Below are 20,897 nucleotides of genomic sequence, written 5' to 3'. Positions count from 1 at the left end.
TTAGAAATACATATTTCGACGCGTCCCCATCGTCTAGCCTGGCCCAGGACACCTGCCTTTCACGCAGGCGACAGGGGTTCAAATCCCCTTGGGGACGCCAAAGCAAGTTAAGCTCTTACACGAAAGTGTAAGAGCTTTTTTTGTTGTCCTAATTCCTTTCTTCCCCTGCATCTTTTTCGTTAGCGTTTGCTTTATGCTTTTCACTATCGCTACAATATTTGGCTACTAGCCGAAAGCATTGCTGTGGTCAGGCCGTTTGGTAGCATCGTTAGTTAGCTAAGTTCGCTAACCGCACGTCACTTTAAGTCACGTCCATTTTTTCTATATAATTCGGACAATCGTGTGGAAGTTCGATGCGGTTGCTTGAGAAACATGTTAGATTGTCAAATTATAAAATGTAAGATTTAGAGTTGTTATGTTACGCATGTATTGACAATGAAATTCACTATCAATAGTCAGAAGAGGATTGTAGTTTGGTGAAACGATGAGGCTGAAGAGACTGAAAGCGATCAATAAGAGGTTATCCAAATGCCTAATTTACTCGAAGAATATGACTGCCCTTCAACTGTTTTGTCCAAGAGGCAAGTTATAGAAAACGATATGCAGATGGTTATTCAACGAGGTGAGGGGGCAGCAGAAATCTATTATGAGGGCACGGAGCAGACAGACCGTACAGTAGAAGTCTGTTTCAATCTTGGAGGGAATATTAAGGGGATGGTTTATGGGGAATCAGGTTGCCATGCGCAAAATTTAGAGCATGGGCAGGCTCATATTGCTTACTATTCAGCTTGTTCAGGACATGTGGCTTTTTGCCCCAAAAGTCCGATTTTCTGCATAGCCTTTATGTTGTCGGAAGATTTATTCGAGCGTTTTTTTGATACCTCTCTTTCATCTATACGTGAGCAGATGCACGAGGAGCAAACGCTCGTCTACTCTTTATTCAGCCCTATCACGGCGGATATGAAGCTTGCCCTGTCGCAATTAGTTCGTTGTCCTTTTTTAGGAAAAGCAAAGGGAATGTTTCTGGAGGGGAAAGCCATGGAGCTTGCTACCCATTTAAGACAGGTTGCAAAAAAGCCAGTCATGAACATGCGTGGGGCACTTACGGCAGCAGATTACGGAAAGATGTGGGAAGTGAAAAATATTCTGGATGATAATTTGGAGTCTCCTCCCTCAATAACTGAGCTTGCGGGGATTACTGGAGTTAATGAGTGTAAACTGAAAAATGGCTTCAAACAGGTACATGGGGTGACGCCATACAGATATATTGCTGATCATAGGTTGGAAGAAGCTAGGTGCCTTTTGTGTGAAAAAAAAGCGAATGTTTCCGAAGCAGCTTTTTCTGTGGGGTATTCAAGTCTAAGCCATTTTTCAAAAATATTTAGAGAGAAATATGGTGTTACTCCGCAGGAATACATGGTGAGTGTTGATACGTTTTAACAGGCATTTTTGCGGAGTAAAGTTACACGCTCCATATTTCGCTAGCTTTTATCCTTGAGCAGTTAGTTTCTACTATCTCCCTTCATTATAAATAAGCATCACGTACAGTAAGAAATGTGCGGAATTTGGTGTGCAACAGCCTCTATGCTGTGCATGTCAAAGATCGTTGCTGCTGCTTTCGTACTTTTCTGTGCGTGAAAGAGGTAGTTAAGGGAGATTATATGAAAAAGTTGGTTGTTTTTTTAGTGGTGTTCTTGTGTGTGTGTAGCAGCAATGTCTATGCACAGAACAATGCTACACCTGCTTCGGGAGAAGGGGATACATCAATTGCTCAGCAGGATGAATCAACAAAAGACCCTGAGGCAGAAGAAGAGAACGCAAAAGAAGAAGTTACACTGGACAGGTATGTTGTCTCGGTTACTCGAAGTGACACTGAATACACAAGATTTCCAGCGGCAATTGACGTAATTACCAGCCGCGATTTGGAAATCAAACCTAAAGCAGATAACTTTTATGATGCAGTATCAAATGTTGTAGGTGTTCAGGCTGACCAAGGTTCTGGCATGGGCTGGCCTTCACTTAATATTCGTGGGGCTAGACCTACTGTGTTGTTAGAGGGGATTACAATCAATCCAGTTGTTACAGGTTCTCCTTTCAACATCTTAACAGCAGGTACCGGCTCTGTAGAACGCTTGGAAATTTTGAAGGGTGCTCAGGCTTCGACGCAAGGTTCAGGCTCCATGACAGGGGTAATCAACGTCGTTATGAAACAAGGTGACCCTTCTGATCCATATGTAAAAACTAAATTATATGGTGGGACTAATTCCACTGCTGACGGCTCTTTTACAGTGAGTGGTGGACAAGACAAAGTTGCCTGGTTTGCTAACTACGAGCAGAATTATAGTGGTAACTATGATACTCCTAAAGGAAGAATTCCATACACAGATTCCCGCTTTAGAAACTTTTACGGCAGATTGGATTACCTCGCCTCTTCTAAACAGGATTTGTATTTTGAGATGTTTTATAATGATGGGCAGTATCAAACTGGCGGTCAGGACTATTACTACTCAGGTAGCCTGTATGGCATGGACCCTCGCAAGATCTGGCAAAACAAACCCCAGACTACTGGTTTGTTTGGACGCTATAAAGGTGAATTTGAACGATGCACCGTTAAAGCGACACTTGGGTACATAGATAACGCGCTGGATTATGTATTCGGGAATCCAATTTACGACGTGCCTTCCTTCCAAAGCAAACAGAACACCGTGGATATGGATGAAAAGAGTTTTGTCGGGGATATCAGATCACAGATAGATATTATTCCTGATGATAAGCTTACTGCACATGTGAACTATTTCTATAAAAATGATTATGTTACGGCTGATTCCGTTGGTGGAATGCCATACGATATTTCCTCAAGCTACAATCAGAATAGCCTTGTCGGGCAGCTTGAATCCAAGCCGATATCTCATCTCTTACTTATCGGTGGTGTACGATATGACTCATACCACATCGATGAAAACTCTATCGATAACACCAGCGTAAACGTTGGTGCCTCCATCTATCCATTTGCCAACACAGAGTATGACTGGACAACATTATGGGCTTCCTACAGCGAGGCTTTTAAGGTTCCGTCAGCATTGTATCTGTACCTGCCATTTTTTGGTAACCCAAATCTTAAAAGTGAAAAATCCCATGGCTGGGAAGTTGGTATTAAACAACAATTCTCCCATTGGGCTGATGTTGAAGCAAGCTACTTCAGTATTGATTATGATGACCTGATTGCTGTTGACAATATGAAACTTCGTAACGTTGACAAGGCAAAGACTGAAGGCTTTGAAATGCAGGTGAACGTGTATCCGGTAGATCATCTTACACTTAATGTGAACTACCTGAATATGAAGCGTACAAATGAACAGACTGGCGAACGCTTGTATGCTCCACAAGTTCCGGATTCAAAGTTAGGATTTGGCGGTGTGCTGAGTGATTTATATGGCTTCACTCTGGCAATCGACGGCTCTTATTACATTACCTACAAGATGAGTAATGGAACTAAGCATCCGACACAGGGCAAAGTTGTTTGGAACGGCAAGCTCTCTTATGAATACTTCTATAAAGATTTAAAAATAGAGCCGTTTATTGAAGTAGATAACTTTAGTGATGAACTGGTTTACAGTTCTGGCGATGTTGTCGGCATTCAGCCGGGTCGAACATTTATGGCGGGCGCATCTTTGACCTATAGTTTCTAAAGGTTCGGGTTGTAGAAAAATTAGGGAGAAGTTGCTCGTAGACTCTGCACAGTATGGTATGTGCTCTGTATATACCATACTGTGCTCTATCTCTGTTGTTTTATGAGAAAATAAAAATAAATTTAACAGTAGATTCGAGGCTGGAATGTTTAAAGATAATGTAAAAGCTATTCAATGGCTTATTTCTGTATCAAAAGGTAATCGCGTTTTTGTAGTACTTTCTATTTTGTTCGCGATTGGAGGCGGTTGTGTTTCGATGCTACCGTTTCTGTTTTTTCATGAAATGGTACAGGCGATGTTTTCCAGTGCCGTTACAGAGGAACTGGTAACATCAGTCGTAATGGGAACTGCTGGTGCTATTCTTTTGCGATATATTTTTGTGTTCTCGGCTAATATGTGTTCGCACCGGGCAGCGTTTGATATTCAGTGTAATCTCAGAAAAGATCTTTTCGCACACGTAGGAAAACTACCTCTTGGTGTTTTTGATAAAAATTCTTCTGGATTGTTACGAAAAATCATTAGCGAAGATGTCGAAAGTTTAGAAATTTACATTGCCCACCATATACCTGACACGTTCCTTTCTCTCACAATGACCATTGTGATTGTCGGTATTATTTTTACACAGCATACAGCGCTTCCAACTGTTTTGGTTATTCCAGTTGCGTGCATGCTACTGGCATTAAACAGATTGAATCAGTTGCGAAAAGATAATGTAAAAGAATATTTTGATAATGCGGAAGTCATGAATTCTGCGACGGTAGAATATCTAAGAGCGATTCCGATAATTAAAATATTCAACGTAACAGTAGAATCTTTCACTAAATTTCATAATTCTATTCAGAAGCAGATCTCTCTTACTTCGCAATGGATCAAAAAAAGTTCACCCTTCTTCGTGTTATTCAAATCTAGTCTCGATTTAATCCTTCCTCTACTTTTATTTGTCATAGCCTTTTTTATGTATGCTGGTTCTCCGATTAGTGGTGCTACCTATTTGTTATGCTTCATTTTAGGAGCAGTAATGGTGAAGCCAATTAATCAGATATACACCTCAAGCAATATATTGTGTTCGTTGATGGAAGGGGCGAGCCGCGTAGAACAAATTATGCAAAAGCAGCCTGTCCCTGAAGTTGCGCATCCTCTCACCCACGCCAAAAATTTTGCCATTCAGTATGAAGATGTATCGTTTGGGTATGGTGAAACGACAGTGCTACATAATGTCAATTTGAATTTGAAAGAGAACGGGCTGTACGCATTCATCGGGGAATCCGGATCAGGCAAAACAACCGCAGCCCGTCTTCTTTTACGATTCTGGGACGCAAGTAGCGGACGTATCTGTATTGGCGGACAAGATAACAGAGAGTACTCCATAGACTTTTTGCTTAATTCTGTTGCGTTCGCTTCTCAAGACCCCTTTATTCTTGATGGCACTATTAAAGATAATATCTGTATGGGGCAGGAGGGCATCAATGATGAAGAAATTGTTAGAGCCGCTACGATTGCTGAAGCACATGGTTTTGTCGAAAGTCTGCCCCTCGGATACGAAACAATTATCGGTGCACATGGAACCAGACTTAGCGGTGGTGAAAAACAACGAATCTCCCTTGCTAGAGCGCTGGTAAAAAACGCGCCTGTTCTGCTGCTGGATGAACCGACATCACAGGTAGACTCAGCGATAGAACGAAGAATTTTTGAGGCAATAAAGCGTGAGTGCACGAATCAAGTCGTAATTTTTATTACACATCGTATTGCGACAGCAGTAAATGCTGACACGATTTTTCTTTTTAATCAGGGACATATTGTTGCCAATGGACACCATGATGTGCTGGTTGAAGAAAACGAATTATATCGGCGCATGTGGGGAGTAGCAACACGGGCGGGTAATTGGTCACTGGAAGTCGGGAGTTAGTACTATGCTGCTTAAAGTAAGAAAAATTTCAGAACGAAGTCTTGATGATATGTACTTGGGAGTCATGTACATTTTGGGTGAAGTTATTTTGTACACGGCTTCAATCTTGCTTTTTTATTTTGTTGCAAATGGACTGCTGAACGGCACAATGAACGCAGATAAGGTCTTTATGGCAGGAATTGCAACAGTGCTGTTAACTTTCATACGGATGATGCTGACATGTGTTTCATATAAAAAAGTAATGATTGAGGCATACAAAACAACATCAAGTATCCGTGTAAGATTAGCAACGCATTTAAAAAAACTGGCATTTGGTTTTTTCCTTAAAAAGAACTTGGGGAATCTCACCAATGCAATTCTTCAAGATACTAACTTGTTGGACTTTCTGTTGTCCCACATTTTTATTCGTTGGATGCGCGATATTTTTGCTGTCTGTCTTCTTTTAGCTGTGATGGCATGGTTAGATTTTTACTTATTCTTGTTTTCACTGGGAATATTGGCAGTTGCCGTACCATTTTTTTTATGGGCACGACTAACAACAATTAAACTCGGATCACAGCGACTAGTCACCGTTGATAAAACGGATTCGTATATTCTTGAATATATACAAGGTATAGCGGTTATGAAGTCGTTTGGTCTGGTGGGCGAGCAGAATAAAAAAATCTTACTCCAGCTAAAAAAACTGGCTAGAGACAGCTTGATTGCTGAAGGCAGTATTTTAGGGCTTGGACTCATTTTTACTCTTGTAATTGAATTGGGACTCCCGTTCTTTTTCTACATTGTTATGCAAGACTATCTTGAAACAGGGCAGTTGAATTTCAATTCTCTTATGTTCATTCTTTCGTACATGCTCATGTATTTAGCAATGTTTGATGTCATGCAGTATTCATTACTTGGTCAGCATATGCTTAACGCGGTGAGCAGGGTTGAGAAAATGCTTAATCAGCCTGTGATGATCGAGCCCAAGAATCCTCAGTACCCCGAAACATATGACATTGCCTTTTCAAATGTATCCTTTGGGTATGGAAAAAAAGAAGTCCTGCATAACGTAAGTTTTGCGGCAAAAGAGAAAGGATTAACCGCCCTTGTAGGGCATTCCGGTGCTGGGAAATCTACTATCACCAACTTAATTCCTCTATTCTGGAATACCTATTCAGGCTCCATCACGATTGGCGGTGTAGATGTACGCGACATTCCCAATAAAGACTTGATGGAAATATTCTCCTTCGTTTTTCAGGACGTTTATCTGTTTAATGATACGATTTACAACAATATATTGTGTGGGCGTAAGGATGCCAGCCGTGAAGAAGTACTGAAAGCTGCGCGGAAAGCTCATTGTCATGAGTTTATTGAAAAACTTGAAAACGGGTATGACACCATAGTGAGCGAAGGTGGAAGCACACTTTCTGGTGGGCAGAAACAGCGGTTATCTATAGCAAGAGCAATGTTGAAAGACGCTCCGGTTGTTATTCTGGACGAAGCAACGACCGCACTTGACCCGATTAATGAGCTATATATTCAAGAAGCTATTAGTGAACTGATTCAAGATAAAACGGTTATTACTATCGCTCATAGGCTGTATACGATTGTTAATGCAGACAATATTGTGGTCTTGCAAGATGGTAATGTCCTTGATTCCGGTTTGCATAGCTATCTTGCAGACAATTGTTCCACATACCGCACTATGCTTGATTCAACACAATAACATGACAAACAAGGAAGATAAGCATGGATAGTAGGCTGACAAAATTTACTACGCATGATTTGGTGATGGTAGGCATTTTTAATGCTGCGCTTGTTCTCTTTTTTTATGGAACAACAATAGTTTTGCATTTTATCCCGTTTTTGTGGGGAGCAATGGACCCTGTTCTTTGCTTTGTTCTTGCTCCCATTTTTTTACTTATGGTTGTCCGTGTTCCCAAGACAGGAGTCCTGACTATCCATGGTTTTATCATCGGTATAGTGCATGCTGCCATTGGCTGGTGGCCAGGGCTGGTAGCAGGTATTGTAGGAGGCACTGTTGCTGATGCTTTTGCTGTAGCTGCGGGAGGATATAAGAAAAAGACGGTTGTCTATGGAAGTATTTCATTATTCTTTTTAGTTAAAATAGCTCTTTTTTATTCACCGATGTATCTCTTTATGTATTTGCCATGGTTCGATGATGTTCTTTCCATGTGGCCCAAAGAATCTATTGAAAAATACACAGTTGTGTATGTAATCGGAGTACTGGTATTTTCACTTATTGCTTGTTTTGCTGGTTTGCTTTTTGGGCAAAGAATGCTTTCTCGCCATTTTAAAAACAGCAGCGTGGCTTGCTAACTCGAATTGGTATCACCCCGTAAGCGCGCATTTAGTTTGGATGCGCGTTTACTCTTGTATGTTATCTGACCGAAATACTGCGGTGAAGTGGCATACAGTAAAAAGGAGAATGGTATGGCTGAGCTAGCAACCGAAGTAGATGGGAATAAACGCGTGGCACTATCTGGAAGCGGAGTGGAAGGTTTTGTAGCTCGGCTTGATCCCAGAACAGTGCTTTGCGTTTTTCCACTTGCTTTAACATGTGCGTTTCTTTTTTTGAGCGATCCTTTACAGGACTATGCATTTATAGCGTATTTGTTTTTTGGACTTATGGTATTGCGACGTGAAGGCTTTGTCGCAAAATGGATTCTTGTTTTAGCTGTGGTACATACACCACTTTTTTTTATTTCAGAGCCGTCCTTCCAGTATAGCTTTCTTGCCTTGTCTGCTAGAAAAGCATGCATGATTTTCAGCACGGGGCTTATTCTTTTTACAAGCGTCTCAGTTGGTGATTTGGTTGCTGTAATGAAAAAGATGAAGCTGCATAAAAATATTATTATACCTGTTGCTATCTGCTTTCGATTTGTCCCGACACTCGTTCATGAAACCCAAATGATACGTGCTTCTTTGAAAATTCGAAGATTGTACTCGGCTACCGCAGTGCTGCGTCACCCCTTGCAAATATTTGAGTTATTTTTGGCAACGCTTCTTTTCAGAATGTTTGCGTTAGGGGAAGAGCTTAACTTTTCTCTTTCGACTCGCGGAATAAATTTTACTGGTAATGCTTTTTATCAAGCTAAGGCATTTAGCTATCGTGATGTACTGTTTATTGCTGCTACATGTGTGTATCTTACTGCTATCTTGTATTTACCTTCACTGGAGTTTTTTCAACAATGAAAAAAAAGAACGCATTGAAAATACATAATTTTTCATTTCGATATGCAGGGAAAGAAGAGTTTGCTCTCCAGAATATCTGTTTGGATGTTCAAGAGGGAGAATGCATTGTGCTGGCTGGTGAAAGTGGGTGTGGAAAATCAACACTGCTACGTTGCTTGAATGGCATTATTCCACATCTTCTTAAAGGTGAGGTGCAGGGAGAGATAGCTGTTTTCGGCAATGAACTTGGCAAAAACATGTCGTTGGAAGAGCTTTCAGCAGTAACCGGCTCTGTGTTTCAAAATCCACGCTCCCAGTTTTTTCATATTGATGTGACGGATGAAATTGCGTTTGGCCCTGAAAGTATGGGGCTTTCCCATGAAGAGATAGTTTGTAGGGTAGATGAAGCGTTTGACCTTTTTTCCATAAATCATCTGCGTGGAAAAAAAATGTATGAGCTTTCTAGTGGAGAACAGCAAAAGGTATCTTTTGCAGCCATCTATGCTGCTGGCGCAGAAGTTTATTTACTGGATGAGCCTTCTGCTAATTTAGATTATGCAGGGGTTATCAATTTGAATCAGATTGTGAAGATTCTCAAAAAAAAGAAGAAAACAATCATTCTTGCAGAGCACCGGCTTCATTATTTGGCAGATGTGCTGGATTCAATTCTAGTCCTGAAAAATGGGAGCATCGAGAAAGTTTTTTGTCAGGGAGCCTTACCGGAGAATGCTGCTATGCAGCAGTGGGGGCTACGGGCGCTGGACTTGCAGAGTTTCGTGAATGAGTCTGCAATGTGTTCAATACCTGCACGGGAAGCCTCTGTGACTGAAGAGCAAAAGGATGCACCTAATCTATCTGTTAAAAAACTTTCTTTTTCCTATCCGCGAAGTGGAAAACGCGTATTGCACAATTTATCTGTTGATCTAGGATATAGTGAAAAAATAGCGATTATTGGGCAGAACGGTTCGGGAAAAACTACGTTTTCTAAATTACTCTCCGGTCTATTCGAACCTTCAGAAGGGGCTATTTATGATGAAGGGCGTGGAAAAATGCGAGCACGTCAGCGATTAAATGCAACAGGCTTGGTGTTGCAGGAAAGCAGTCATCAACTTTTTTTTCCAACTGTGATGGAAGAGCTTGTATCAGCACGTCGAGAAAAAAGCGAAGTAGATCCTGAAGAATTGTTACACGAACTTGGTTTAGAAGAGTTGCACAATGCGCATCCACAGTACCTTTCTGCGGGGCAGCAGCAGCGTCTTGTGTTTGCCTTAGCTACCGTGAATCATCCTCGTATACTAATTCTTGATGAGCCTACATCAGGGCTGGATGCCCGGAGCATGCAGGCTGTGGGGAACCAGATTTCGCATGCATCAGCCGCTGGGTCGACTGTGGCAATTGTAACCCATGATTTTGAGTTTGTTTCTTCGTACTGCGATGCAGCACTTCTTTTGAAGAATGGAAGGGTGGTAGAGAGGATTGAGCGGGCAGATTTTGGCGAACGGTTGTTATCGTGTATTCCAATCCAGTAATCGGATGTTTCCTTACGTAAGGCGGCACTAATGGTGTCGCCTTACTTTTTTTCAAGAAGAGTAGAGATACTTTGAATTGTCTTTTGAATGGTTTCAGGCGTAATGGAAAACCCTATTTCATTAAATATAGCATCAAGCTTAAAATGTCCTTTGTACTTCACTAAAGAAAGTACATCTTCAATAGTCGCAACGCCTTTTTGTATCTGGTCAAAGAAAAAAAGAGCTCCAAGCTGGGTCATCGCGTAATTGGAAAAGTATCCTGGAGAACTGATAAGCAAGGGAATGCGGTACATCCATAATTCAAGTGCTGTTTCATAGCCTGCATAATCAATCTGCCCTAAGTTTTTTGAGATAAGTGCAGCAAAAAGCTGTCTGCGTTGCAGAGAGGTATGCTTGGCACTGTATATAGCATGTTCAAAATGATACAGCGTGTGATGTGTAAGAAAAACCTGCAAGATGCTTTCGATGAACTTTCGCTTTGCCCATTTAGCAGCGTCAGGATCGGTGTAATAGACAGCAAGGTGTTCTGCTGCGAGTAACTCAAGCGTAAGAGCAAAAAACTCACTGGTTTCCGGGACGATTTTTGTCGTTACACTGGCAGAGTCGTTAGAGGCTGACAATATACTATGGAAGGCATGTCCCAGCTCATGAAAACCAGTCATGATGTCTTTCCGTCCACCGCGTAACTGTAGAAATAAAAATGCTTTTTTACTGTAGGGTAGTGGCAGGCAAAATGATTCTGGCGCTTTCCCCGTGCGCGGTGTTAAGTCATACAGTCCTTCATTGATGATATCTTGAAAAAGAGCTGATAGCGATGGGTGCATGGTAGCTAAGACTGTGCTTGTTTTAGTGCACCAATCCTTATGTCCATCAAATCCTCTTGCATTGCGTGTTGCGGCATCAAACGGTCGAAGGCGGGTAAGATGTAGTGTACGTTTTTTTTCGCGCTGAAGTTTGGATAAGATCGACCGGCATGGCATCGCAACGGCTTCGGTAAATGCGGAAGTACAGCCTGATGCGTTTTGTTTTTGCCGTAATACCTCGGAGTATTGTTGTTTTCCGTAGCAGAGAGCGATCTGGTGTCGTACAGCAGTAATTTTATCAAAAATATTATCAAGTTGATCTGCCTGATGTTCCCAGTTTTGGCTCGTTGCAATCCATTGTTTTTTACGAATACTTCGAGGAAGGCAGGTTAATGTATCCGTAAGTGCTGGGTGGCTTTGGTCGTCAATGCTTGCAACCAGTTTGAAATATTCATGCTGGTAATGTTGTTCCTGTTGCTTTTGCTGAGCCAGAGCGCTGTTATTTGCTTTTTCCGGATCATTTTTTTGAGGTAGTGTATCACGTTTATTCTCCATTGGTTGCAAAAAAGATGTGGGCACAGGGCTTTGTTGCGAAAGTGTGGCAAGTTGGCGCGATAAGGTGCGCAGTACAGTGCCGTATTCTTTTTGTGCTTTTGCAAAATCTACACGACGTGAAGTCGAGACCATATTTTGCTTCCAATATATGGTGAAAAGCGAAAGAAGCTCTTTGTAAAAAGCAATTGCCTTTGCTTTTTGTAAAAAAATCTCTGCCTGCCCTTCCGGTGAAGAAGGGTAGGCAGAGGTTTGTTGATCTCGAAACTGCGGCTCAATTTTTTGCATTGCAATAATTGTTTCTACAAGCACAGAGTGTTGTTCGCAGTTGCTTATAGTCCAGCCAATGCTACTTGGTGCCATAGATCACATCATTAACCATGGCGTGTTCTAGCTCCAGTGTGCCTACGACAACAACGGAGTTTATGGACGGATCAATTTGTCTGAATTTATAGCGAACAAGTCCTACGCCGGGTGCAAAGTGAACTACAGAATTGTAGATAGTTCCTGTGGCGCGCTGGTAGTAAGTATCAACTCGGACACAATTCTGAAAAATACCGGCTGGAAGGCTGATGGTTTCGTATCCAGTCATTTGTGAATTCAAATATGCCGGAATTTGTCCACCATCGGATTCGGAAAGAATATATGGGCATGCCTTCCGTTGTCCAAATTCAGCGTTGTTGGAAAGGCTGGTCCATGGTGGTGAAAAACTTTCTGATCTACCCTTAGGTTGCAAATCTGCATGGTGCTGAATGCCGTCTTCGTCCTTACTAATGACAAGCAACATTGGATTATTGTCGCCAAGCAACCATGCTGGTTTTCCGTTTGAGACAATCTTGCCATGAATTTTCCATTCAAAATTATCTGTAAGAACTTCCCCGTTTCTGCGGATACGGGTTGAACGCATGTTCCAGAAGTTTTCTGGATTTTCAACAGGGAAATAGGCATCAATATCCAGATTTGGCGGGGTAATTTTATGCACTATTTCAGTTGCACCAAGAGTACCTTCATATATGGTCTGTGGCATAGAAGCTCCTACAGTTTAATGTGTGTTTGCCAGAAGCGGGCTAAGAAATAATCGCAAATGTACGGTAAGTTATAACTGCTGTATGCTCATGGTGTAAGGCAGTTACAGCAAAAACTGCTTGGATCTATTTGCGGGCGGCAATATAGAGCTTGATACCATACTGGTCTGCATCAGTAATTGGTTCTGCTTTATTGTCGACAAAGACTTGAATGTTATTGAAACCTGCTTCTTGCAGCATGATTTTGTACTCAGCTAATGAGTAAAGCCTGATGAGCTTGGTGTAGTAATCAATAGCGTAAGAGCCATTTGTGCGCAGGACTCGATAGTCCGCCGCTTTAACGATTCCTTTCAAATTATCAATCGGGTTGAATACGTATTCAGCACGCGCAAAACCTTCTTCCAATTCACGAGTGTGAGTAAGCGACCAACCCGCAGGATTCCAGATTCCTAGTGAGTTGTAGACAGAAAAAAGAAAGACACCGTCAGGAGCGAGCAGCGAGTGTGCCTTTTTAAAGAAGGTAATAGCCTCCGTACGATCGAGCATGAATTGCATCAGGTAAAAGGCAACAATACCGTCAAAATTGTGTGATGGGGCAAAGTCTTCAAAGGCTGTGTGCACAAGCTCTGGATGCGTATCGATATTTTGAACTTTACTTTTGAAGATATCGAGCATGGGTTCACTTGAATCTATGCCGACAACTTTATGCCCCTGCTGGTGCAGCGGCAGTGAAAAACGTCCGGTTCCACAACCGACATCCAGTGTTGTACCAGTGCTTTTTTGTTGGTCGCTTAAAAGATTGAGATACAGTTCAATATCATACACTGTTTCGGCGTCCTCAAAGAAATAGTCCCACATTTCGGCTGTGTTCACAGAATAACCGCTGTCCATAATCTCTCCGAATAGTATGCTTTATTGGCTGTGTCAGTTGCATCTCGATGTCTGACTGGTTCTTCTTGGGTGTCGGCAAGCAACAGCTTCAAGAAGTAGTCATTTTCAGTTAGCGACGAGGGCTGACAAAGCTTGATTTGTATACGCTGCTTTTACGTAAAATAATGTGAAGCTGACTAACGAGAGCAGGAGTTCTTTTGATGGAAATAGAATAGGCTGGATTATGTGGGAATTGTCACGCATCAAGGTGTCAAAAAGAACTTAGTTCATTAGAATAACAGTAGTAATGTGTCTTGACCTTGAACTTTCATTTCTCTAATGATAGTGAAAATCAAAATCACTTAGAATGTGTTTTATCACCAACGCTTCGGATACGTTGAACACTTAATTAGCAGAAGGTACAGACATGATAAGCCCTGATAATATGGTAACTAGTTATGATAGTACAAATGTTTTCGCGCAATATCATACTCTTCAACAGGATAGGTCTCTTGTTGTCCGGCAAGGAGAAAAAGGACACCAGCTGTATTCATTTGAGTATCAGAATGAAGGAATGATAGAGATCGGGTTTAATCTTGGCGGTGAAGTTGTCTGCAATAAGAACAGAATTTCCAGTAAGGATGAAACAATAGTTATCGGACATGGTCAGGTGCACGTGGGAAGTACTAATGGTACACTTGTGTTTTCAAGTGACCAGCCTGTGTGTTGGATTGGGATTGTTCTTCCTGTAGCGATGGCTAATGAGCATTTGGGTGAATCGCTGGCTGATCTGGTTGGGCAAGGAGCCGTGAAAAGTGAAGCCTGCTGTATTAGTAAAAAAATTGGTTCAATTACAACTGATATGAAAGTTTCATTGCATCAGATTGTGCAATGTCCGTTTTTGGGTAAGACAAAGTGCTTGTTTTTAGAAAGCAAAGTTCTTGAACTTATTTCGCATGTTCGGTTTAGTCTGGAACAGGTGCCAGAGTCATCTGCTCAGAAAACAAATATTTATTTGAATATGGAAGATAAGGAAAAAATGTGGCGAGCCAAGGCGTTTCTTGATGAAAATTTAGAGGTGCCGCCAAGCATTGTTGAATTGGCGCAGTATGTTGGTGTTAATGAATACAAGCTTAAGAATGGGTTTCGTCAGGAGCATGGTATTACACCGTATCGGTATATTGTCGAGCAGCGCTTGGAAAGAGCAAGAAAACTGCTGTGGAATCGAGATATGAATGTTACTGAAGCAGCTTTTGCTGTGGGATACTCAAGTTTAAGCCATTTTGCGAAAATTTTTCGCGATAAATTTGGTGTAAATCCCCATGAGTATTTGGCGTAAGTAGCGTTACAGGAGAGAAACTTCGAATCGACCTATTTTTACGTATAAAAAAAGAGCCTTTATAACGTGTTCGTTGGAAAGGCTCTTTTTTTATAACTATTGGTAATGCAATTGGTTAAATTTACATTTTAAAATGGATACCTTCCATTAAAGAGTTCTCGATACGTGAGAGGCGTCGCTCTGCGTCCCATGGTGCACGGAACGGTGAAGAGTCGTTCCTGCGTAACCTGAAGTGGGTGTGAGAGCTGCTGCAAACCACATGGAATTACTCTAACAACGGGGATTCCGATAGCATTGTCAGTTAAATCTACGCCGATTACTTGAATGTCGGGAATATTTGTTGAGAGTATTTCCAATGTTTTGTGGAGATCTCCTGTAACTGTTCCAGTTGTGACATTAGGGATATCTTCCATGGAAAGTGTACCGCCTTCAGCAGACAAATCAACTTGTGTGAAGTGGTAAAGGTAAAACAGTGAATGTCTGCTGTTAAGGATATCGCCATTGCCTTTAGACATGTAACGGGTATTTTTCGCCTTTGTGTACATAGTCTGCGGCATGGAAAGCTTAGCCTCAGTAAGTGCTCTTCGAAGCGCAAGATGTTTATTCAGGTGGCATCCGAATCCGTGAGCAGCGTAGATTTCGACAGAATCAGGTTGAACCAGCCAAACCCTAAAGACCGGAATACCGAGTTCTGTTGCGATATATCGGATGCGCACCTGATATCCTTGCACTTCAATTTCACTGATTATTTTCTGAATGGTTTCATCGTTGATGGATGACTTCAGAATTTCTGGACAAGGAAGGCTGTTCGCTTGCCAGATCATCCAGGCATCGTGCTCAATTGTTTCCATCAATCCTTGTAGTAGAGCATCTTCAGATGTTGTGCCTGCTGCAATTCCACCTGTGCTGGCATTGTAAAACTTACCGGCAAAACTTGTTGACCCGACATAAACCATAGATGCAGGAGTCAAAACAGGCTTGCCTGTTTGCAGGCATTGCCCCCAAACCCAGTCAATTGGCATGTCCTCATCAAATGGATCATTATTGCGGTAGAAGTGAACTGTTCCGATTCGTTTAGGGATATTGAGAGCTTGATCTTTTACTTCGTTCCAGCTTGCACGCAATAGCTGAGTATTGCCACGAGGTTTAGAGCATAACCGTTCAACTGCTTCAAATGTTGCGGAAAGGTAAGCTTGCTCTTTATCAATGCCCTTACCAAAACCAAGTATATTTTCAGATGATTCTGGAAGCTGAAGTTCTGCTCTAAATGATGGGAGAACGTTGTCCAGTGCTCCTGTGTGAAGTTCTTGAACTTGAATAGAGCCGTTGAGGTTTGCAACAGCAATATCGACCAGTTGTTTTGCCTGTGATGGGGTTAACACCCTGTACCCGTTGTCCAGTTGGCATGTCGGGACATCTTCTAGCGTAAATATTGGTGCTTCAGGTTTGATAAAATCTTTAACACAATCAGAAAATTGTGATGCGAAACCACCGTGACAAGTCGGGCAATGGGTAGTGTGCGCAAAGCGTGTTGGTGTGCCCTGTGCTTGTGGAGTTGCTGAAAATTGCATCTGACATCCAGCTAGCGAACAAGGCATATTATGCGACGCAGCAGTCAATTGATCTAAAAGAAGTTGGATAGCCCGCTCTGCAACTTCATCTTGCGAAAGTGAGTATGGCACGGCTGTAATAATTTCTGCCAATTCTTGTGTAGTTAACTGAAGCTGCTTATGGCTTTCTATTTGTTTTTCTTGCCATGTCATCAAGCAGGATAAGCAAGGCGTTTTGTCGGGAATAACTACAGGTCCAGTTATTATTTTTTTGCCATTGAAGTATATGAAACCGAATGGTTTTGTTTCCTTTACGTGCAGGGCATTAAAGTGCGCCAATTCGCCACGGGTTGCATGCTCAGGGCAGATGATGTGTAGCGTGTGCTGGTCATCTTCTGAAGAAATTGGTGCTTCTGTGAAAGGAACTTGAATGATGCTGGCAGATGAGTATTTTTTTCCCGCATTCGCTAACACCATGTCTGCCAGTTTTCCTGTTCCGTATACATATACGCTATGAATGGATTTACTTGCAGCAGCATGGGAGTGCACCAGTATATTTGCGCGGAGTAGCTGTTTTTCTAGTGCTGTAACCATCGCGGTGTTTTTTGCGGCAGAGGAAGATGTTCCATAATTTTGCAGCCATTCGCCAGACATGGAAGGCTGTTTCCAGCGCAACCGTTTTATTTTTCCGTATAATGAAAAGACACTCTCTTCTTTGGTTGATCGTAGAAAAGAAATATGGGGGTTTAATGTTAATTCAGAATTATTGCTGGTGGCAGTCATTGAATAGCTCCTTAAAAGAAAGAGTCTTGTCACGGTACCCAAGCTTAGTAGCCTGTTCAAATAATCTGTTTTGAGGGAAGTTTTGCAACGGCTGCGAAGGGTTTTGCAAGCCGGATGTGATGACCCTTACTACGGGAATACCGAATTCTTTTCTGGTAAGGTTTACAACAATCAGGTCACTGTCTGGAACTTGCTGTTGCATACGATGCTGTATTTCCAGAATATCTTGCGAAATGCTTCCAGATGACAGGTTAGGAAGTGACGTATATGCTGTTTCAGCACCTTCAGCGAGAATATCTGTCATGTTGTCTTGATAGTGCATGAACAGCGTTGTTGTGTTGTAGCTGAACAAATCTGTATTGCTTTTTGAAGCATAATGCTTAGGGGCTTGCTGTTTATCACTTGGCCATGATTGTTTAGCTTCCGAGATAGCTCTGCTGAGTGCAATATCAGGATTCAGTGATGCGCCGAGACCTGCTGCTGCATAGTGAATAGGGTTATCTTTTTGAACAAGCCATGCTTTGAAGACATAGATACCCAGATCCGTGGTGCAGTCTCGAACGAATAAGGTAAATCCTAATTCTTCCATTTGTTTTGTGAGGTTTCGAACTGATTCTGGAAGATCTGTAAGCTTTGGTGTAACGACTGGGTTTGCTTGCCAGATATATCGAGCGTCATGTTCGACGGCTTCGAGTAAACCTTGTAGAATGGCATCTTCAATCGTTGTTCCGGCAGCCAGTCCGCTTGAGCTGTTTAGCATGAATTTCCCTTGAAAAAGAGTCCGGCTCAAATAGACCATACTTGCTGGGACCAGCACATATTTTTGATTCACCAGCGACCAACCCCATACCCAGTCAGCAGGAATATCCGCATCAATGCTGTCAATATTTCGCAGGTAATGCTGTTCTCCCACTCTGACCTGTAAATCAAGAGCGAAATCTTTAACCTGTTTGTACGGCAATTGAATCATTTCAACATTACCGTTGTATTCTGCGCTGATTCGTTCCATCAGTTCAAACCCTGCGGAAAGATATGCCTGCGCCTCGTTCATTCCTTTGCCCCAGTGGCAGTGTTCATCGACGGTGAAAGGCAAATCCGGAGAAAAAACAGCAGAAGTATATGAACGAAAGCTTGGAATAATATCGTCAAGAACGCCCTTGCGAGATTGCGTTATTTTTACATTTGCCTTGAGTAGACCAAGCGCGCGGTCGAGTAAGGTTCTGGCGTCTGCGGTGCTTTTGGAGCGCAACCCGTTATGACCGTGTCGAACCGTATTGTGTTGTAATGAAATTTTGACCCGTTCAGGACTTGCAGGTTCCATGCGCACAGGTTGTGTGGTGTGGTGTTTATTCATACCCTGACATGCTGGGCAAGTGGTGACTGCTTCAAATTGGACATCAGGAATGTCTATAGTGGCTTGCAACGGTATTTGTATCTGGCGTCGGGTATAGAGCGGAGCGTCGGCGAAGGTCGCAAGCCGCTCCAGTTCAGCAGCAAGAAGCCAACCAGCCCATTGAATAGTACTTTCCAAAGCTTGGTCTTCAGGTATTGGAAAGTTCTCGACGCACTGCAAAAAGGTGTCCCATGTAATATTCAGCGAAGGGGCTATTGCTTGCAGTCTGTGTTCAAGCAGGCATTCGAGGCATGGTGTTTTGTATGGAATTGTTGATGGTCCAAGAGCTATTTCGCAGCCGTTGAAATATGCCAGAATCCAAGGAAGTTGCAAAGTAAGGCAAGCTCGGTTGAGAGCACAAAGCTGCACATAATTCATGTTTTCCGGCAGGACGACTAGGCTCTGTAATGAGTATGATGCCAAGTAGTTTTCAAAGAATGCAGTCCACGCTGCGACACTATCTTCTGACTTCACTGGCACCGATGAGTCTGAGAACTCTGATAACGGGATTACAGGAAGTTTACTTATAGAGGTAACAGCCTGTGCAAGTTTTCCGGCTCCAAGGCAGCCTACCCGTAGAGAATTACGGGTACTTGCCGCTGTCTTTTCGGTTGAAACTGGAAGCAAGGAGTCAAGAGTTTCGATCTCTTTTCTGACAAGAATGCCAGAGGTAAACATATTATTAAGTAAGCGTTCAGCTTTGTCTCGGGAGTGTGTTGGAGAAAGAGATTGTAATAGCTCTTCTTTACTTTTATTTCCATCTACAGCGTGTAAAATTGCTACTATAGTGGGAAGAGAACCACGAAGCATTTTAACTTCTCCAAAGAGGGAGAAGGTTAGTGTCTCTTCTTGCTCTTTCAGTATGGTGAAGCTTGGATGTACAGCAATCGCAGTATGTTTCATAAAAATAGTCCTTTGGAAAAAAATCGTTAGGCATATGGCATGGGCAACGTGTTCCATTCAGATGGTGTAGAAAAACCAAGCTTTCGTGGGACTGTCCAAAGTCTGGAGACCGCCTTTGGTGGATACAATGTCGGGAGGTTCGGAACCGCTCCCGGAGCAACAACCCGGACGACCTGCCAGCCGATATCAGCGACATCTTCTGTCGTTAGGTCAATACAGACTGGTTCAAGCCCAACGTTAATAAAATTTTCGAGTAGTCTTTGGTAGTCAGTTGCATACTGATGCGACTTGCACTCACAGAGTTGTATTTGCTGCTGCGGAGATAAAAAATCTTCGAGGTGCTTCCAGTTTTGCGGGTTCAGGTAGAACCCGAGATTATACAGAAGTTCTGTCATAGGAAGTTTTGCCCGTGCTGCGGGGTCAAGAAAGGCAGAAGGAATTGCTTTCTTCGAAGCAAGTTTTCCTTTTGCCCCGTTTTGCACTTCCTTGCTTAGTCGTAGAATTTGGATAGCTTCACATACCGCTTTTTTCGCGGCGTGAACGGCATTGAATCCTGCGGAGCATCCACCCCCCAGTAAGCCGTTTTTTTCATCCAGTAGTAGAGCAAACATGCACGGCACTTGAATGTCTGTTTCCAGCAATGCAAGGTAGAGCTTTAACTGCGGTGGAAGTTTGAACTGTTTCCGGATGCGCTGAAAATCCTCATCATGGGCGATTCCCGTAACAGGAATTTGATTAAGCCAATGAATCATCATCGTGTCCCGTTCAACGATTTCTAACAAAGCGCCGGTGAGTGCTCGGGTTTTAGAAAAGCTGCTGGCAACACCAGGATGAATATCAGGGCATAACCGTAATTCATTTGTTTTTGGTCGGAATTGATTGAAAACAAAGCCTGCGGGCACAGAGACTGTCGTGTTATCGCTTAGGCGGTTACCTGCTATCCACGAAAGTTTGGAATGATCTGTAGCGTATGTGAAAGGAAATTTTGACTGTGCGTACTGGTCGCTGGAAAAGAGAGTAAATTTTTCAAGGGGAAGTGGGGTATGTCCCTTTGCTTTTAGACCACTATACGAGTCATACGTAAGTGTTTGAAAGTCAGCGAGAGCAGCGCAGTAGCGTTCAATAGACTCCCCTAATGAAGACCAATGAGCTTGCGTAATGTCAATCGAAGTGCCTGTAGAGGCAAAATCAGCTTTGTTTCCACTGAATCGATGGAATGCGGTTATTGATGAGGTTACAATATGTGGCGCAGGTTCTTCTGGGCTGCGCAACAAGTTGCCAACGCTTTTCACAATACCTGTTTTGGGGCTGATGACTTCGGTAAGTCCAGATGTACACGAAGATGTTGTGGAATGAAAAATATTCTGCATGCCAACCTCGA

Annotated in this window: 14 protein-coding genes and 1 tRNA gene; 9 read left to right on the top strand and 6 right to left on the bottom strand. The window is 42.5% G+C overall.

Features of this window, described 5'->3' with window-relative positions:
• The first annotated feature begins 22 nt into the window (after positions 1 to 22).
• The 8 genes from N4A56_RS05385 to N4A56_RS05350 all read left to right on the top strand — a co-directional run bounded on the left by N4A56_RS05385 (position 23) and on the right by N4A56_RS05350 (position 10,298).
• Positions 23 to 100, top strand: a tRNA-Glu gene (locus N4A56_RS05385).
• 428 nt (positions 101 to 528) lie between these two features.
• A complete protein-coding gene (locus N4A56_RS05380) occupies positions 529 to 1,440 on the top strand; it encodes an AraC family transcriptional regulator (protein ID WP_295545567.1) in 912 nt (303 codons plus the stop codon).
• Positions 1,441 to 1,661: 221 nt separating this feature from the next.
• A complete protein-coding gene (locus N4A56_RS05375; RefSeq protein ID WP_295545565.1) occupies positions 1,662 to 3,689 on the top strand; it encodes a TonB-dependent receptor in 2,028 nt (675 codons plus the stop codon).
• Between the two features lie 145 nt (positions 3,690 to 3,834).
• A complete protein-coding gene (locus tag N4A56_RS05370) occupies positions 3,835 to 5,595 on the top strand; it encodes an ABC transporter ATP-binding protein (protein WP_295545563.1) in 1,761 nt (586 codons plus the stop codon).
• Between the two features lie 4 nt (positions 5,596 to 5,599).
• Positions 5,600 to 7,300 (top strand): ABC transporter ATP-binding protein, encoded by a 1,701-nt coding sequence (locus N4A56_RS05365; protein ID WP_295545562.1) that lies wholly within the window; start codon positions 5,600 to 5,602, stop codon positions 7,298 to 7,300.
• Between the two features lie 23 nt (positions 7,301 to 7,323).
• Positions 7,324 to 7,914, top strand: coding sequence for an MptD family putative ECF transporter S component (locus N4A56_RS05360; RefSeq protein WP_295545560.1), 591 nt, complete (start codon positions 7,324 to 7,326; stop codon positions 7,912 to 7,914).
• A gap of 114 nt (positions 7,915 to 8,028) precedes the next feature.
• On the top strand, positions 8,029 to 8,790 hold the full coding sequence (locus tag N4A56_RS05355; RefSeq protein ID WP_295545558.1) for an energy-coupling factor transporter transmembrane component T: 762 nt from the start codon (positions 8,029 to 8,031) through the stop codon (positions 8,788 to 8,790).
• Entirely contained in the window at positions 8,787 to 10,298 is a 1,512-nt protein-coding gene (locus tag N4A56_RS05350) for an ABC transporter ATP-binding protein (protein ID WP_295545557.1), read from the top strand. Before N4A56_RS05355 ends, N4A56_RS05350 begins: the two co-directional genes overlap by 4 nt.
• A 41-nt stretch (positions 10,299 to 10,339) precedes the next feature.
• Here N4A56_RS05350 and N4A56_RS05345 read toward each other — a convergent pair whose 3' ends face one another.
• From N4A56_RS05345 to N4A56_RS05335, 3 genes are all read right to left on the bottom strand, one after another.
• Positions 10,340 to 12,016, bottom strand: coding sequence for a M3 family metallopeptidase (locus N4A56_RS05345; RefSeq protein ID WP_295545555.1), 1,677 nt, complete (start codon positions 12,014 to 12,016; stop codon positions 10,340 to 10,342).
• Positions 12,003 to 12,680: a hypothetical protein gene (locus N4A56_RS05340; protein ID WP_293671081.1), complete on the bottom strand. Its 678-nt coding sequence runs from the start codon at positions 12,678 to 12,680 to the stop codon at positions 12,003 to 12,005. The genes N4A56_RS05345 and N4A56_RS05340 overlap by 14 nt, the downstream gene beginning before the upstream one ends.
• A 124-nt stretch (positions 12,681 to 12,804) precedes the next feature.
• Positions 12,805 to 13,569, bottom strand: a complete 765-nt coding sequence (locus N4A56_RS05335; RefSeq protein ID WP_295545553.1) for a class I SAM-dependent methyltransferase — start codon at positions 13,567 to 13,569, stop codon at positions 12,805 to 12,807.
• 406 nt (positions 13,570 to 13,975) lie between these two features.
• Here N4A56_RS05335 and N4A56_RS05330 point away from each other — a divergent pair, with 406 nt between their 5' ends.
• Entirely contained in the window at positions 13,976 to 14,887 is a 912-nt protein-coding gene (locus tag N4A56_RS05330; protein WP_295545551.1) for an AraC family transcriptional regulator, read from the top strand.
• Positions 14,888 to 15,015: 128 nt separating this feature from the next.
• On the opposite strand, the gene N4A56_RS05325 is transcribed toward N4A56_RS05330, so the two are convergent.
• The 3 genes from N4A56_RS05325 to N4A56_RS05315 are packed head-to-tail and all read right to left on the bottom strand — an operon-like array spanning position 15,016 to position 20,886.
• A complete protein-coding gene (locus N4A56_RS05325; RefSeq protein WP_295545549.1) occupies positions 15,016 to 17,220 on the bottom strand; it encodes a YcaO-like family protein in 2,205 nt (734 codons plus the stop codon).
• The gene (locus N4A56_RS05320) at positions 17,201 to 19,516 is read right to left on the bottom strand and encodes a TOMM precursor leader peptide-binding protein (RefSeq protein WP_295545547.1); all 2,316 of its coding nucleotides are present in this window, start codon (positions 19,514 to 19,516) and stop codon (positions 17,201 to 17,203) included. Before N4A56_RS05320 ends, N4A56_RS05325 begins: the two co-directional genes overlap by 20 nt.
• Positions 19,517 to 19,542: 26 nt before the next feature.
• Positions 19,543 to 20,886: a YcaO-like family protein gene (locus N4A56_RS05315; RefSeq protein ID WP_295545546.1), complete on the bottom strand. Its 1,344-nt coding sequence runs from the start codon at positions 20,884 to 20,886 to the stop codon at positions 19,543 to 19,545.
• Positions 20,887 to 20,897: the final 11 nt, after the last annotated feature.

Origin of the sequence: Halodesulfovibrio sp. (assembly GCF_025210605.1) — a bacterium.
Classification (GTDB): domain Bacteria; phylum Desulfobacterota; class Desulfovibrionia; order Desulfovibrionales; family Desulfovibrionaceae; genus Halodesulfovibrio.
This window is presented reverse-complemented; position numbering and strand designations above follow the sequence as displayed.

What these genes read in the sequence shown, in the direction of transcription:
- N4A56_RS05380 (WP_295545567.1), top strand. Translation starts at nt 529, where the DNA reads ATGCCTAATTTACTCGAAGAATATGACTGCCCTTCAACTGTTTTGTCC.
- N4A56_RS05375 (WP_295545565.1), top strand. Translation starts at nt 1,662, where the DNA reads ATGAAAAAGTTGGTTGTTTTTTTAGTGGTGTTCTTGTGTGTGTGTAGC.
- N4A56_RS05370 (WP_295545563.1), top strand. Translation starts at nt 3,835, where the DNA reads ATGTTTAAAGATAATGTAAAAGCTATTCAATGGCTTATTTCTGTATCA.
- N4A56_RS05365 (WP_295545562.1), top strand. Translation starts at nt 5,600, where the DNA reads ATGCTGCTTAAAGTAAGAAAAATTTCAGAACGAAGTCTTGATGATATG.
- N4A56_RS05360 (WP_295545560.1), top strand. Translation starts at nt 7,324, where the DNA reads ATGGATAGTAGGCTGACAAAATTTACTACGCATGATTTGGTGATGGTA.
- N4A56_RS05355 (WP_295545558.1), top strand. Translation starts at nt 8,029, where the DNA reads ATGGCTGAGCTAGCAACCGAAGTAGATGGGAATAAACGCGTGGCACTA.
- N4A56_RS05350 (WP_295545557.1), top strand. Translation starts at nt 8,787, where the DNA reads ATGAAAAAAAAGAACGCATTGAAAATACATAATTTTTCATTTCGATAT.
- N4A56_RS05345 (WP_295545555.1), bottom strand. Translation starts at nt 12,016, where the DNA reads ATGGCACCAAGTAGCATTGGCTGGACTATAAGCAACTGCGAACAACAC.
- N4A56_RS05340 (WP_293671081.1), bottom strand. Translation starts at nt 12,680, where the DNA reads ATGCCACAGACCATATATGAAGGTACTCTTGGTGCAACTGAAATAGTG.
- N4A56_RS05335 (WP_295545553.1), bottom strand. Translation starts at nt 13,569, where the DNA reads ATGGACAGCGGTTATTCTGTGAACACAGCCGAAATGTGGGACTATTTC.
- N4A56_RS05330 (WP_295545551.1), top strand. Translation starts at nt 13,976, where the DNA reads ATGATAAGCCCTGATAATATGGTAACTAGTTATGATAGTACAAATGTT.
- N4A56_RS05325 (WP_295545549.1), bottom strand. Translation starts at nt 17,220, where the DNA reads ATGACTGCCACCAGCAATAATTCTGAATTAACATTAAACCCCCATATT.
- N4A56_RS05320 (WP_295545547.1), bottom strand. Translation starts at nt 19,516, where the DNA reads ATGAAACATACTGCGATTGCTGTACATCCAAGCTTCACCATACTGAAA.
- N4A56_RS05315 (WP_295545546.1), bottom strand. Translation starts at nt 20,886, where the DNA reads ATGCAGAATATTTTTCATTCCACAACATCTTCGTGTACATCTGGACTT.